The organism is Marinarcus sediminis (SeqCode), assembly GCF_048571275.1.
Classification (GTDB): domain Bacteria; phylum Campylobacterota; class Campylobacteria; order Campylobacterales; family Arcobacteraceae; genus Marinarcus; species Marinarcus sediminis.
In genome coordinates, this window is sequence record NZ_CP182357.1 from 1,416,118 (window position 1) to 1,430,981 (window position 14,864).

General features: G+C 33.6%; 16 protein-coding genes. 14 read left to right on the forward strand and 2 right to left on the reverse strand.

Annotated features, from left to right (window positions below; translation table 11 throughout):
• The first annotated feature begins 15 nt into the window (after positions 1–15).
• The 14 genes from ACNI3C_RS07090 to rimM all read left to right on the forward strand — a co-directional run bounded on the left by ACNI3C_RS07090 (position 16) and on the right by rimM (position 13,309).
• Positions 16–2,934 (forward strand): methyl-accepting chemotaxis protein, encoded by a 2,919-nt coding sequence (locus ACNI3C_RS07090; protein ID WP_419769118.1) that lies wholly within the window; start codon positions 16–18, stop codon positions 2,932–2,934.
• Between the two features lie 127 nt (positions 2,935–3,061).
• Complete coding sequence (locus ACNI3C_RS07095; protein WP_419769119.1) at positions 3,062–4,354, forward strand: peptidase U32 family protein; 1,293 nt, start codon at positions 3,062–3,064, stop codon at positions 4,352–4,354.
• Complete coding sequence (locus tag ACNI3C_RS07100; protein ID WP_419769120.1) at positions 4,351–5,661, forward strand: glycosyltransferase family 9 protein; 1,311 nt, start codon at positions 4,351–4,353, stop codon at positions 5,659–5,661. Before ACNI3C_RS07095 ends, ACNI3C_RS07100 begins: the two co-directional genes overlap by 4 nt.
• Positions 5,662–5,694: 33 nt before the next feature.
• Complete coding sequence (gene purE, locus ACNI3C_RS07105) at positions 5,695–6,189, forward strand: 5-(carboxyamino)imidazole ribonucleotide mutase (RefSeq protein ID WP_419769121.1); 495 nt, start codon at positions 5,695–5,697, stop codon at positions 6,187–6,189.
• Entirely contained in the window at positions 6,189–6,422 is a 234-nt protein-coding gene (locus ACNI3C_RS07110; RefSeq protein ID WP_419769122.1) for a glutaredoxin family protein, read from the forward strand. Before purE ends, ACNI3C_RS07110 begins: the two co-directional genes overlap by 1 nt.
• The gene (gene glyQ, locus ACNI3C_RS07115) at positions 6,423–7,304 is read left to right on the forward strand and encodes a glycine--tRNA ligase subunit alpha (RefSeq protein WP_419769123.1); all 882 of its coding nucleotides are present in this window, start codon (positions 6,423–6,425) and stop codon (positions 7,302–7,304) included.
• A gap of 3 nt (positions 7,305–7,307) precedes the next feature.
• Positions 7,308–8,045: a Nif3-like dinuclear metal center hexameric protein gene (locus ACNI3C_RS07120; protein WP_419769124.1), complete on the forward strand. Its 738-nt coding sequence runs from the start codon at positions 7,308–7,310 to the stop codon at positions 8,043–8,045.
• A gap of 10 nt (positions 8,046–8,055) precedes the next feature.
• Positions 8,056–8,775, forward strand: a complete 720-nt coding sequence (locus ACNI3C_RS07125; protein ID WP_419769125.1) for a zinc ribbon domain-containing protein — start codon at positions 8,056–8,058, stop codon at positions 8,773–8,775.
• Position 8,776: 1 nt separating this feature from the next.
• The gene (gene waaA, locus ACNI3C_RS07130) at positions 8,777–9,922 is read left to right on the forward strand and encodes a lipid IV(A) 3-deoxy-D-manno-octulosonic acid transferase (RefSeq protein ID WP_419769126.1); all 1,146 of its coding nucleotides are present in this window, start codon (positions 8,777–8,779) and stop codon (positions 9,920–9,922) included.
• Positions 9,912–10,667, forward strand: a complete 756-nt coding sequence (locus ACNI3C_RS07135) for a pseudouridine synthase family protein (protein WP_419769127.1) — start codon at positions 9,912–9,914, stop codon at positions 10,665–10,667. The genes waaA and ACNI3C_RS07135 overlap by 11 nt, the downstream gene beginning before the upstream one ends.
• Before the next feature lie 162 nt (positions 10,668–10,829).
• Positions 10,830–12,188 (forward strand): signal recognition particle protein, encoded by a 1,359-nt coding sequence (ffh, locus tag ACNI3C_RS07140; protein WP_419769128.1) that lies wholly within the window; start codon positions 10,830–10,832, stop codon positions 12,186–12,188.
• 89 nt (positions 12,189–12,277) lie between these two features.
• The gene (gene rpsP / locus ACNI3C_RS07145) at positions 12,278–12,505 is read left to right on the forward strand and encodes a 30S ribosomal protein S16 (protein WP_419769129.1); all 228 of its coding nucleotides are present in this window, start codon (positions 12,278–12,280) and stop codon (positions 12,503–12,505) included.
• A gap of 8 nt (positions 12,506–12,513) precedes the next feature.
• Complete coding sequence (locus ACNI3C_RS07150; protein WP_419769130.1) at positions 12,514–12,753, forward strand: KH domain-containing protein; 240 nt, start codon at positions 12,514–12,516, stop codon at positions 12,751–12,753.
• A 28-nt stretch (positions 12,754–12,781) separates the two neighbouring features.
• Positions 12,782–13,309: a ribosome maturation factor RimM gene (rimM, locus tag ACNI3C_RS07155; RefSeq protein WP_419769131.1), complete on the forward strand. Its 528-nt coding sequence runs from the start codon at positions 12,782–12,784 to the stop codon at positions 13,307–13,309.
• Here the strand turns inward: rimM and ACNI3C_RS07160 are convergent.
• Complete coding sequence (locus ACNI3C_RS07160) at positions 13,306–14,433, reverse strand: hypothetical protein (RefSeq protein WP_419769132.1); 1,128 nt, start codon at positions 14,431–14,433, stop codon at positions 13,306–13,308. The genes rimM and ACNI3C_RS07160 overlap by 4 nt on opposite strands.
• Positions 14,423–14,857 (reverse strand): hypothetical protein, encoded by a 435-nt coding sequence (locus ACNI3C_RS07165; RefSeq protein WP_419769133.1) that lies wholly within the window; start codon positions 14,855–14,857, stop codon positions 14,423–14,425. Before ACNI3C_RS07165 ends, ACNI3C_RS07160 begins: the two co-directional genes overlap by 11 nt.
• Between the last annotated feature and the right edge of the window lie 7 nt (positions 14,858–14,864).

Below are 14,864 nucleotides of genomic sequence, written 5' to 3' on the forward strand. Positions count from 1 at the left end.
AATATGGAGGTTACCGTGTTAAACAATATGTCTATTAAGATGAAAGTACTTGTCTTATCACTGCTTGCAATTGTTTTGGTTTCAATTGTAGTTGCATCAAACACCATTTATTCTATTAACAAACTTTCAAATGAGAGCATAGAAAATTTTAAAAAAGATGCGTATGCTAAAAAAGAGGAAGAGCTTAAAAACTATGTTTCATTGGCAATGAAAACCGTTGATTCCTTTTATCAAAGAACATCAAAAGAGAGAGTTAAAGTTGAAGTTCAAAGTTATTTAAAAGAGCAGACAGGTTTTATTATGTCAATTATAGAAGGTGAGTACGCCAAATATAATGGAAAAATTTCTACGGAAGAGTTAAAAAACAGAATTAAAAATATTGTCAGTTCAACAAGATATGGACAAAGCGGATATTTTTGGATTAATGACACCGATGCTGTGATTGTCATGCATCCTATTAAACCACAACTCGATGGCAAAAATTTGTATAACTTTAAAGACCAAAATGGAAAACAAATTTTTAAAGAGTTTGCTTCTGTGGCACTTAAAAGTAAAGAAGGGTATGTGGATTATGTTTGGCCCAAACCCGGTTTTGAAAAAGCGCAAGATAAAGTCTCTTTTGTAAAACTGTTTAAACCGTTTAATTGGGTGATTGGTACGGGTGAATACGTTGATAACATTACACAAAAACTTCAAGCAGAGGCCATTAAAACCATTTCAGAAATGCGATACGGTAAAGATGGATATTTTTGGATTAATGATTCAAAACCAGTGATGATTATGCATCCAATGAAACCTGCTTTAGATGGAAAAGATTTATCTAAAGTAAAAGATCCAAACGGTAAATTTTTGTTTAATGAAATGGTGAAAATCACTCAAAAAAATCCAGCAGGTGGCTTAGTGGAATATATGTGGAGTAAGCCAGGGAAAGAGACTCCTCAACCTAAATTTTCCTATGTACAAAATTTTGGCCCTTGGGATTGGATTATTGGAACAGGCGAATATGTGGATAACATTGAAGAAGAGATTCTTTTGATGCAAGCCAATACAAAGAGTCAAATCCATGAAATTATCAGTTTAATTCTAATCATTACGTTGGTTTCTCTTGCTGCGTTATATTTTATCATCACTTTTTTAGTGAAACGAGTTATCAGTAACCCCCTTGAAGAGTTGGATAATGGAATTCAATACTTAATTTCACACACCCAAGAGGGCAATAAGGGGATTCAAAAAACGTATGATGATGAAATAGGTAAAATTATAGACAGTTTTAACGGATATTTGGATCTTTTAAGAGGCAATGCTCAAAAAGATGAAGAGGTCATAAAAGAGGTTGAAGAGGTCATTTCTAAAGTCAATAATGGTTTTTATGAATACAGAGTCCACACTCAATCAAAAAATCCATTGGTAGAAGAGTTGAGAATTTCAATCAATTCAATGATTGAAAAAGCGCATACTAATCTCTCTCAAATCAATGCAAATTTGGTGGAGTATGTCAAATCAAATTATAATATTAAAAGAAGTTCTCAAGAGGACAATTCGGGAGGAATCATTGGTTCAATCTCAAAAAGTTCTGTTTTAGTGGGACACAATATATCTGAGTTCTTGTGTATGATTAATGAAGCAGGAGACAAACTCAATGAAGATACAACCATCCTCTCTTCTTCGGCAACCAACCTTTCAACTTCGGCAAATGAACAAGCGGCATCACTTGAAGAGACAGCTGCTTCTATTGAGCAAATTACCAGTAATATAAAACATAATACAGAAAATATGAATAAAATGTCGTTGCTTGCAGATGATTTAAATCACTCTTCTGTAACGGGGAAATCATTGGCAACTAAAACGACACAAGCCATGCAAGATATTGATACGCAGGTGAATTCAATTAATGATGCCATTACGGTCATTGATCAAATTGCATTCCAAACAAATATTTTATCACTCAATGCTGCTGTTGAAGCTGCTACTGCGGGAGAAGCAGGAAAAGGGTTTGCTGTTGTTGCTGCGGAAGTAAGAAACTTAGCAACTCGCAGTGCAGAAGCTGCAAAAGAGATTAAAAAGATTGTTGAGAATGCTACAAATAAAGCCAATGAAGGAAAAGTAATTGCCGATGATATGATTGCTGGGTATGCTACATTAAGTGAAAAAATCACACAAACCATTGATCTTATTTCTGATGTTTCAGCTGCAAGTAAAGAGCAAGAGACAGGCATTATACAAATTAATGATACGGTCTCTGTTTTAGACAGAGCGACTCAACTCAATGCCTCTTCTGCTTCTGAAATCAATCGATTATCCAATGAGGTTAAAGTGATGGCAGAGAATTTACTCAATATCTCGAATAAAGCTACCTATGATAAAAGCAGAAACAATCAGACGTGTGATGTGGATTTGGTTTTTAAAATTGCATCATTAAAAAATGATCACATTATCTTTAAAAACACCAATTTTGCAAAATTGAGTGAAAAAGGCATCACTGATTGGAAAGTCACGGATCACCACAGTTGTAATTTAGGCAAATGGATTGATGAACAAGAGTCACATGCTATGCCATTTACAAAATCATCAAAATGGGTCTCATTAAAAGAGGCGCATAAAGCCGTGCATGAAAATGTCCAACGATATATTGATGACAATGCCCAAGAAAAAGATGGGGCACAACTGTTGGAAGTTTCAAATGACTTGGAAGCGAGTATGTCTTTGGTTTTTGAACTGCTGGATGAAATTAAAATTTTCAATTGCTCTTTAAAACAGAAAAATGCGCAAAGTGCTGAACTCAAAACAGTGGCTAAAAAAGAAGAGATAAAACCTCTTCCAGATGTGAAAAAACAGCCAGCTGTTGAAGAGAAGAGAGAGGCAGAGGTTTCTGCAAAAAAGCCAAAAATTATACAATCACAAACAAAAGATGACAATGAATGGGAGAGCTTTTAAGCTTTCTCATGATGCATTTGCTTAATGCAAACTTTCGTTTTTAAATAATTTTTTTTTCAATCTTTTTTATATATTATTTTTTGCTATAATCCAAACAAATTTACGTGTATGACGTACAAGGAGAATTATGAATAAAGTAGAGTTATTAAGCCCTGCAGGAAATTTAGAAAAGTTAAAAATTGCATTTGCTTACGGTGCAGATGCTGTTTATGGAGGGGTTAGTCATTTTTCTTTACGTATTCGAAGTGGAAAAGAGTTTACCTTTGAAAGCTTTAAAGAGGGCATTGATTATGCGCACTCTTTGGGTAAAAAAGTTTATGCTACTATCAATGGCTTTCCTTTTAATTCGCAAATTGAACTTTTAAAAAAGCATATAGTACAAATGGGGGAACTTAACCCAGATGCTTTAATTGTTGCAGCTCCTGGAGTGGTTCGATTGTGTCGTGAATTGGTACCTCATATTCCGATTCATCTCTCAACTCAAGCCAATGTGATGAACTATTTGGATGCCCAAGTCTATTATGATATGGGGGTAAGACGAATCATTGCAGCACGTGAAATCTCTTTAAAAGATGTTAAAGAGATTAAAAAACTCCTTCCCGATATGGAGATAGAGATTTTTGTTCATGGTTCAATGTGTTTTGCTTACAGTGGACGATGTTTGGTCAGTGCTGTACAAATGGGACGTGTTCCAAACAGAGGAAGTTGTGCCAATGATTGTCGCTTTGAGTATACCCTTTATGCTGCCAATGAAGATCATGGAACTCTCTTTAGACTTGAAGAGGAGCCTGGTGTGGGTACATATATTTTTAATGCAAAAGATATGAATTTGGCCAGCCATGTGGATGAGATATTGGCATCAAATAGTGTGGATTCTATTAAAATAGAAGGACGAACCAAATCGCCTTATTATGCAGCTGTTACGGCATACACTTATCGAAATGCCATTGATGATTATTATGCCCATCAATTTGATGCCTCAAAATATCAAACGGAGTTGGCAACAACAAAAAACAGAGGCTTTACGGATGCCTATTTAATTCACAGACCTTTTGATAAAACCGATTCACAAAACCATGATTACGCTTTAAGTAAAGGTTCGTATGAAGTCAGTGGTTTGGTGTGTGAAGATGAAATGCATTTTATGTGTAAATATAAAACGTATCCCAATGAGTGCATTGAAATTTTTGCACCAGCAAATGCTCATATTGTAGAGTGCGACAATGAGATAGGTTCTATTTTTAAAAAGGATGACGGCAAATATTACATCCAATTTAAACAAATACTCACTGAAACGAATAAAGCTTTAGAATCGGTGCACAGCGGAAATATCAATAAGATTAAATTGCCAGGTAAACTGCCATATTTAACCATATTCAGAGTTGAAAATATTGAAGAGGAAGTTTGTTCTGACTTATGATTTTCTTTAGAGTTACTGATAATATTAATATCAAAATTACCGATGGCACGTTAATTGAGTATAAAAAACTACAACAACCATCCATTATAATGAATGAAAATATCTATTGTACCACCTATGAAGATTTCAAAAGTATTCAAAAAATATTTAAAAGTGTTGATGAAAAATTTGAGACAAAAATACTCAATGAAATGCGTGTAAAATCTTCTGCTTTGTTTCCGCAAGAGTTAGGTATTTCAAATGAAAAAGAGTATGAAATCTTAAATAAGTACGAAAAAATGATTGAGAGTAAAAAATTCTCAAATGCCAATTTTGAACATGAAGTGCCAACTTATTTTTTCAATGATAGATTGTTTGTCAAGCTTCAAACTCAACTTAATTTTGCAAAAGAGTCCATTAAAGTTGCAATCATAGGGGGATGTGGAAAAGACATTGGAGAAATTGTTGCTTCAAGTGGTGCTGTACGTATTTTATATGAGTATTTAAAAACGCATTTTAAAGAGGTCGACATTGATCTGTTTTTGAATGCCTCTTCAAATACGTATTATACGAGAGACAAAGAGATTCTTCAAAATTTGCCTTTTATTCATGCCATTAAACCTTTGAGTTTAAATCTTAAAGTTTTGAGTATGTATGACTATTATATTGATAACAGTTCCATTAGAAAACAGACTTTTTATAATGATTTGCCCTATATTGATGCCTATTTATTTAAATTTGGAATTGATTATAATACCATCCCTGATGTCAAAAAATTCAATGAAATTCATTTGGATAAATATCGACCTAAAAAAGAGTTAGAAGATCTTTTAATAAATTTGAAATCACGGGGGAAAGTGTTGTTATTTCACCCATACTCTGCTGATAATACCCGTAGTATTCCGCATGAGTATGCTAAAAGTATGCTCAATGATTTGATGAAAAAGTGTGATGACTACACTGTAATTACGGCATTGGACATAGAGGGTGTTAAGAACGAAAATTATATTACTTTAGCAAAATACTCTAAAACGTTCAGTGATTTTGCTTATATCATTTCAAATATGGACCGAGTCATTACTGTTGATACGGCGACTTATCACATTTCAGATGCCTTTTTTATCCCCACTGTTGTGTTATTTACCAATGACAAAATGAAACAGCGTTTGAAATATTATAAATATGTCAAAGGTATACATCTTAAAAACAGCATAAAAACACTCTCTAAGTTCATATTCCGAAACGATGCATTAAGTTTGAACCCTTTTGATTGTTGGAAAAATATAAAAATTTCTAAGGTAATTAAGTTATTAGAAAAAATTAGATAAAATTGCCAAAAGTTATGAAATAAGGAAAAATGTATGAAATTTGTATCTATCATTATGGGAAGCAAATCTGACTATGAAATTATGCAAAATTGTTCAGAAACATTGGACAAGTTTAACGTTAAATATGAAATGATTATCTCTTCAGCTCACCGAAGTCCTCAACGAACAAAAGATTATGTCAAAGAAGCAGAAGCGAAAGGTTCAGTGGCGTTTATCGCAGCAGCTGGTATGGCTGCACACCTTGCTGGTGCTATTGCCGCAGCTACGACTAAACCGGTTATTGGGGTACCCATGAAAGGCGGAGCAATGGATGGTATGGATGCAATGCTTTCAACTGTACAAATGCCTTCAGGAATGCCTGTGGCTACGGTAGCTCTTGGAAAAGCAGGAGCCGTGAATGCTGCATATTTAGCCATGCAAATTTTGGCTATTTTTGATAAAGAGTTAGCAGCAAAATTAACGGAAGACAGAATCGTTAAAGAAAAAGCAGTTGCGTTAGATTCTAAAGAGATAGAAGTTATTTTATAATGAAGCCCGTTGCGCTTTTTACAATTCCAAATTGTAAGTGGTGCAGCCAAGCTGCGGCTTATTTCAAAGAGAAAAAAATTAAATACAATCAAATTGATGTATCAAAAAACAGACAAGCACTTAAAGATTGTCAAAAAAATGGCTGTAAAGGTGCTCCAGTGATTTTAATTGGAAATCGGTGGATTTGTGGCTTTGACAAAGAAAAAATACATAAAGAGTTAGGAATAAAATAAATGATTACATTTTCACAACTTCTATTAAAATTACAACAATTTTGGGCCCAACAAGGGTGTAATATTGTTCAACCTTACGATATACCTGCAGGGGCTGGAACTTTTCATCCTGCAACACTTTTGAGAAGTCTGGATTCAAAACCTTGGTCAGTTGCGTATGTGGCGCCCAGTCGAAGACCAACAGATGGACGATACGGTGAGAACCCAAACAGACTTGGAAGTTATTACCAATTTCAAGCGTTGATTAAACCCAGTCCCGCAAATATCCAAGATTTATATTTACAATCTTTAGAGTATTTGGGATTGGATATCTCTAAACACGATATTCGGTTTGTCGAAGATAACTGGGAATCTCCTACATTAGGTGCTTGGGGACTTGGATGGGAAGTTTGGTTGGACGGAATGGAAGTGACACAATTTACCTATTTTCAACAAGTGGGAGGGTTGCCTTGTGATCCAGTAGCCGTTGAAATTACGTATGGTACAGAGCGACTTGCCATGTATTTGCAAGGAGTAGATACGGTTTTTGACATTGTGTGGAATGAAAATGAACACGGTGTTACTACCTATAAAGATATCCATTTAGAGGGAGAAATTGAGTTCTCTAAATATAACTTTGAGATTGCCGATACCAAAATGTTATTTAACCACTTTGAAGATGCTTTTAACGAGTGTAAACGGTGTTTAGAGGCGGGCTTACCTCTCCCTGCTTATGATCAGTGTATGATTGCCAGTCACGCTTTTAACACGCTTGATGCGAGAAAAGCTGTCTCTGTAACTGAGAGACAAAACTATATTTTAAAAGTCAGAGAACTCTCACAAGGGTGTGCTGTATTATACAAAGAACAAGAGGGTGAACGACTTAAAAGATTGGGGTACTAAGCCATGAAAATCAAAGAGTTATATCAATTTCTGGACGAACTCTCACCCTTTTCGTTACAAGAGAAATGGGACAATTCAGGTCTGCTTGTGGGGAATCCTGAAGATGAATTCAAACAACTCTATATCAGCCTTGATTTAGACGATGATATGCTTGAGGAGATTGAACCAAACTCTTTGATTGTGACCCATCATCCTTTGATATTTTCTCCATTGAAAAGAGTCAATTTTGATTCGTATGCAACAAAAATCTTAAGAACCCTTATTCAAAAAAATATAGGGCTTATCTCTATGCATACCAATTTTGATATTACTCATTTGAACCGTTATGTTGCAGAAGAAATTTTAGGTTTAGAATTGATTTCACATGATGAATATATCTGTTATGCGAAAGTAAATCTCCCTTTTGATGAGTTATCTCAACAGATCAGTTCAAAGTTAGATTTAGAGTATCATAAAGTTGTCAGATGCAGTGAAGATGTCAATACCGTTGCCTTGGTTACGGGCGCAGGAATGTCCTTGCTTCCTGAAGTAAAAGCCGATTGTTTTTTAACGGGCGATATAAAATATCACGATGCCATGGAAGCAAAGAATCGAGGAATTTCATTAATTGATATTGGTCATTATGAAAGTGAAAAGCACTTCAGCCCTTTATTATTGGGGCTTTGTGAAAACTATTTGAAAATAAATGAATTAAAAGCTATAATAAGAACTTCAAAAAATCCATTTATGTTTCATTTATAAGGAGAAACGGTTGAATAAATACTTAGAACAGTTAGTGCAGTTGTCAAAATATGATAGTAAAATCAGTGCATATGAGCCACAAATTGAGAATGAAAAGGCAAAATTGGCAGTGTTTTTACAAACTGCAGAGTCAATTTCTTCATCAATTGATGCAACACATGCTGAAATAGATGATTTAAAATCAAAAAGAACAAAAAATAATATTCATTTGAGTGAACTTAAAGTCAAATTAGATGAAATTACGAAAAAAAATAATGTAGTTCAAAATGAGAAAGAGTTAAAAGCTTTACAATTAGAAGAAGAGATTGCAAAAGAGCAAATTTCATTTGCAAATGAAGAGATTTCAAGATTAGATGATTTGATGCAATCAAAAGAGGCTTATGTAAAAGAGCTTGAAGATAAATTGGCACAAGAAAAAGAAGAGATCAACGATTTACAAGTTGCTGTTGATAATGCAATTGAAGATTTAAATAAAGACAGAAATAATGTTTATCAAGAGAGAGCTGTTCTTTTAGAGCAATTTGATAACAAAATTTTAACGTTCTATGAAAAAATCAGAAGATGGGCAAAAGACAAAGCCGTCGTTCCTGTTAGAAAACAAGCCTGTTATGGTTGTTATATGAAAATAAATGATAAAGCTTATGCTGATGTAATTAAAGCAGAAGAGATTGTTAATTGTCCACACTGTGGAAGAATTTTATATAAAGAAGTAGAATCTGAAGAGGCTTAATGTGAGCCTCTTTAGTTTTTTTTACTATATTCTCTCACTTTTAGTATACCTCCTTGCTCTTCCATATTTAATTTATAAATCCAAAAGTTTAAAATACTCCATTGCCATACCTGCAAAATTTTTTTTAAAAAACAATCCCTGTTTTGAAAAAAGTGCTGTTTGGTTTCATTGTTGTTCGTTTGGTGAAATAAAAGCCATCAAACCCATTATTGATGAACTTAATGAAGAGGTGAACATCTCTGTTATGACCAATACGGGTTTTGAAGAAGCGCGAAAATTGAGTTCAAATGTGAGGTATTTGCCGTATGAACTTTTTTTACCCTTTTGGATAAGTAAACAAAAAGCGTTACTGGTTATGGAAGCCGAACTTTGGTATATGCTTTTTTTAGTGGCAAAAGCCAAAGGGATCAAGACATATTTAATCAATGCAAGAATATCGGATCGTTCATACGCTTCGTATATGAGATTTGCTTTTTTATATAAAAGAGTATTTCAACACATTGATAAAGTTTATGCGCAGAGTGCTTTAGACAAAGAGCGGTTAGAGAACTTGGGTGCTCATCATGTGGAAATTATTGGGAACATAAAATTAGCGCAACGTCCAAAAATTACAAAAAAATTGGATAAGCCCGATGGTTTTATCATAACCGCAGGAAGTACGCATGAAAAAGAGGAAGCGTTGATTTTAGATGCCTATGAAAAAACATTGGGGAAATTGATTATTGTGCCAAGGCACCCTGAACGTTTTGATAAGGTCGATGTTTTAATTCAAAATTATATTAAAAATAAAGCGCTGACATATCACCGATATTCACAGCAAGAAGATTTTAAAAGTGATATAATTTTGGTGGATAAAATGGGTGAATTGAATAATATTTATGCCATCAGTGATTGTGTTATTTTAGGCGGAGCTTTTGAAAAAGTTGGAGGGCACAACCCCATTGAGCCTGCTTTTTTTCAATGCAGAATCATCAGCGGTGAACATATATTTAACCAAAAACCACTTTTTGCTTCAGTGAGTCATTATACACTTACAAGCAATGAAAATCTGAAAAGTGTTTTGCACAATGTTCAGCAATTAGAAAAATCAAATTTGATAGATATTGGAACAATAGAGCCAATAATAAAGGAAATTCATGGAATATGATAAAGCGTACAAACTGTTAGCTCAACAAGAGGGCATTTCAAACTCAAAAGCCAAAGAGCTAATGGATAAAGGTTTGGTTTATGTGGGCAATAAAAAAGTGGAAATTGCTCGTGGAGAAATTGCGGTTGACACCAAATTTAATATCAAAGAAGTTGCCCCTGTTAAAGTAATTTTTGAGGACAATGATATTTTAGCGGTGAATAAACCGGCATTTTTAACTGCCGATGATGTGGCAAGTAAATATAAAAATTGTATGCTTTTAAATCGACTGGACAAAGAGACGAGTGGGGTGATGCTGTTTGCCAAAAATGAAGAGTTTCAAACCAAAGCCATACGAGAGTTTAAAGCCAACAGAGTCTACAAAGAGTATGTTGCCATTGTTGAAGGGAAAGTCATTGAAACCATTGAAGTGGATAAACCGATTTTAACCATTAAAAACAAGGGTGTTGCAAAGAGTAAAATAGATGTTAAAAAAGGGAAACCCGCAAAAAGTACGGTCTATCCTCTCTATGTTGAAGGAAATAAATCAAAAGTTAAAATTGTGATTGATACAGGAAGAACACATCAAATTCGAGTGCATTTAAACTATATTGGCTTACCTATAATTGGAGATGCGGTTTATGGAAAACCCGTTGCTAATATAAAAAGAGTTTTACTGCATTCAAGAGTAACGAAAATTTTTGATTATACATTTGAAGCAAAAGAGCCAAAAGAGTTTAATGTTTTTGGTCTGAATTTATATTAAATTAAAGAATTTTTAAGTATTGATTTATACAAAAACCCGATTTATTGGGTTTTGTATCTAAAAAATAGATTAAAGATAACTTAAAAAATACATCAGTGTTTAATCTATAATAAAGATTAAAATGAGTATAATCCCGAACTTAATTAAAAATGGAGAGTTGATTTGTTTGATGTTTTAACCGGTTCATTTAAAAATGCCGTCAGTAAAATTAGATTTAGAGATGATGCAAATGCTTTAAAAAAAGCAACAACAGAGTTAAGAAAATCACTTTTAAAAGCGGATGTACACCATAAAACAACAAAAGAGTTGGTCGATGCAATAGAGATCAATACAAAACTTTTGGGTATTGGACAAGAGGCTTTTTTAAAATCATTACAAAAAGAGTTGCATGCCGTATTAACAACAGCAGGGAATCAAGGGTTTGTATTTTCAAATACTCCTCCAACTACGGTTTTAATGACGGGGCTTCAAGGGTCTGGAAAAACAACTACGACAGGGAAACTGGCGAACTATTTAAAACAAAGAAATAAAAAAGTTTTAGTCGCTGCGTGTGATTTACAAAGATTAGCAGCGGTTGAGCAGTTAAAACAAATTGCTGCACAAATTGAAGTAGATATCTATTTTGATGACAATCAAATGGATCCTGTAAAAATAGCTCTTGCTGCAAAAGCCAAAGCAAAAGCGGAACACTATGATGTACTTTTAATTGATACAGCGGGTCGTTTGGCCATTGATGAAGAGTTGATGAAACAACTTCATGACGTAAAAAAAGCGATTGATCCTGACGAAATTTTTTATGTGGCTGATTCATTAACTGGACATGATGCAACAAAAACAGCGAGCACTTTTAAAGAACAAATTGGAATTGATGGTGTTATTCTTTCAAAATATGATGGGGATACCAAAGGGGGAGTTGCTCTTTCAATTGCACATCAAGTAGGTGTTCCATTACGATTTATCGGTACGGGTGAAAAAATGCCTGACATCGAAGTTTTTATTCCAGATAGAATTGTCAGTCGTCTTATGGGTGCTGGGGATATTGAAGGTTTAGCTGAGAAAACATCTGCCATTATTGATGCAAAAAAAGCCAAAGAGGTCACTAAAAAAATTAAAAAGGGTGAATTTAATTTCAATGACTTTTTAGACCAACTTAATATGATGAAAAAATTGGGTTCAATGAAATCTATTATCTCTATGATTCCAGGGCTTTCACAGATGGCTGGACCCATTAAAGACATGGATTTAGAGAACTCTGGTGAGATTGTACGAATTAAAGCTTTAATCAGTTCTATGACCCCTAAAGAGAGAGAAGAACCTGATTTAATGAATATCAGTCGAAAAAAGAGAATTGCAAAAGGGTCTGGACTTTCAGAAGTTCAAATCAATAAAATTTTAAAGCAATTTAAAAATGCTTCTAAAATGGCGAAAAAACTCTCATCTAAAGGTGGCATGAAAGGACTTCAAAATATGATGTCTCAAATGCAAGGTATGCCAGGCGGAATGCCAAAACTGCCAAGATAGTACAATTAAATAGTATTGAGTTGTAAACTTTGCATTTGAGTTTAGAATTCAATACTATCAAAAAATAAACATAAAAAAAGGAAAAATATATGACAGCTATTAGATTAACGAGAATGGGTAGAAATAAAAAACCATTTTACAGAATCGTTGTAACAGATTCAAGAAAAAGAAGAGATTCAGGATGGATTGAATCAATTGGTTACTACAACCCAATTGCAGAGCCTTCAGTTCTTAAACTTGATGCAGAGAGATATAACTATTGGTTAAGTGTTGGTGCAAAACCAAGTGAAAAAGTTAAAAAGCTTGCAGCTAAATAATTAACATTATGATTACTAATTTTATTGAAAATTATGCAAAATTAATTGTGAGTTTTCCAGAAGAGATCACCGTTACTAAAAGTGTAATTGATGATACTTTTGCAGAAATTATTATTAATGCTAACAGTGCCGATATTGGTAAACTCATTGGTAAAAATGGCAATATGATCAATGCCATTAAAACAATGGCCAATGGATGTAAAGCAAAAGATGGTATCTCTTACAAAATTCAAGTTATTGCAAATTGATAATTTTGACAGTAAAGAAGTATAAACAGTGAGCAGTAGCATCTATATTGGTAAACTGGGTAAAACGGTTGGACTTGATGGATCATTAAAAATCTATATTGAGTCTGACTTTCCTGAACAGTTTAAAAAAGGTGCTGTGTTTACGACCAATAAAAAAAGCACGCTACGTGTACAATCTTACAGTGCTTCAAGAGATATTGTTAAATTTGAAAATATTAACAGTGCGGATGAAGCGAAAAAATTGGTCAATCAACAACTCTTTACCACGCTTGAACAAACACGACAATCTTGTACATTAGAGGAGAATCAATATTTTTGGTTTGATTTAATGGATTGTAAAGTTATGGAAGGCGATTTACTCTTAGGAGTGGTTAAAGATATTCAAAGACTTCCAAGCAGTGATTATTTTGAAGTGGTTACCGATATAAAACTTCAAGAAAAAGAGCTTCCCAAACTCTTTTTAATACCCTACATCGAGATGTATGTTGTAGAGGTAGACATAAAAAACAAAATCATCTACACAAAAGATTGTATCTCTATACTGGAAAACTCTTAGTTAAAAATACATCTTTTATTAAACTCTTCTTCTGTGATTTCTACAAATTTTGAGTGTTCAGCAATATTCTTTTCTCCCAATTTGGTTATGATGGCTTGGTAATCTTCCCCTTCATTTAAAGGCCCAATCAATATCTCCATGAAATCTTTTTGATTTCTGCATGCGCTGATTCTTGAATCAACCGCTTTGATTTTAGAAAGATAGGCTTTTAAAATGATTTTTTTATGGGTTGCAATTTGAACAAATTTGACAAAATCTTTTCCCGTTGTACTTTGAACAACCGTTTCGTCATTGTTTTGTGGTGTTTTATTTCCTGCTTGTTCGTTATTGGACAACTCATTTGAAGTGTTGCCATTTTGTGTGGTTGTTGAGTTGGGTTGTGCCTCTTCTTTGGCTTTTTGTTCTGCTTCTGATTTTTGTTGTTCAAGTAAGGCTGCTTCTTCTTTGGCTTTTTGTTCGGCAGCAAGTTTTTCTTCTTCTAATCGTTGTGCCTCTTCTTTGGCTTTTTGTTCCGCCTCTAAACGTTGTTTCTCTTTTAATTCGGCTTCTTCTTTGGCTTTTCTTTGTGCTTCGAGTTCTTGTCTTTTGAGATACTCCTCTTCAGTTATGCCCATTAATTCATATTTTGTTAAGATTTTTAATTTTTTATTGAGTCTTGTTACATTGATGTGGTCAATTTTGAATTCATATTTTGGTGGTTCAATGACATCTGGGGTACTCTCTTTGATGACCTCTTTTTTAGGGGCTTGTTTGATCTCTTGAACGGGTTCTGATTTAGACAATGTGATCAATACAAAAGCAAGAATGGCAATAATCATTATAATTAAAGCAATAATAATATACAAAAGTTTTTTATTGTTTTTTATTTTAGAAAGCATACTCTCTTTTGGGTTTTTATCGCTGCTTTGAGGCATCTCTTCAGAACTGTTATTTTCTATTGAATTGATATTCTCTAAATCATCTTGAGTTAAAGTTGTATCTGCATCATCTTGCTCTTCATCGAGAATGGTTCCTGGAACATCTCTTTCTAATCCATCAATATTGTCAATATTAACAATCTCATCCTCGACATTTTCATTATCTGGACTTTTTACTTCATTATCTTCTGTTATATCATTTGCCATTTGAACTCTTTAACTTTCGATTTTCTTTTTGTTTTTTTAAAATTTTCTCTCTGTTCTTTTCGTAATACTCTTTTCTGTATGCTTTTAGTTCTTCTTTCTTTTTTTGTCGGTACTCTCTGTCATATTGAAGTCGTTTCTCTTTATTCTCTTCGTAATATTTCTGTTTTTGATCTTGATAATCTGCAATCTTTTGCATGATTTTTTCTCTTCGATCATCGACATAAGATTTTTGTTTCTTTGCAATTTCTCGAATTCTTTGTGCAAAATCATCCCCATTTAACTCTTTTTCATAGTCAATTTCAGGTTTAGCTGGCTTTGCAGGAAATTGTTTCTCCAGCTTTTTTTTAAGATAATACTCTCGCTTCTTTTTTTTATGGGCAAGAATATTCTCTTTTCGAATTCTCTTTAATTCATCTAAATCCATATCTTTT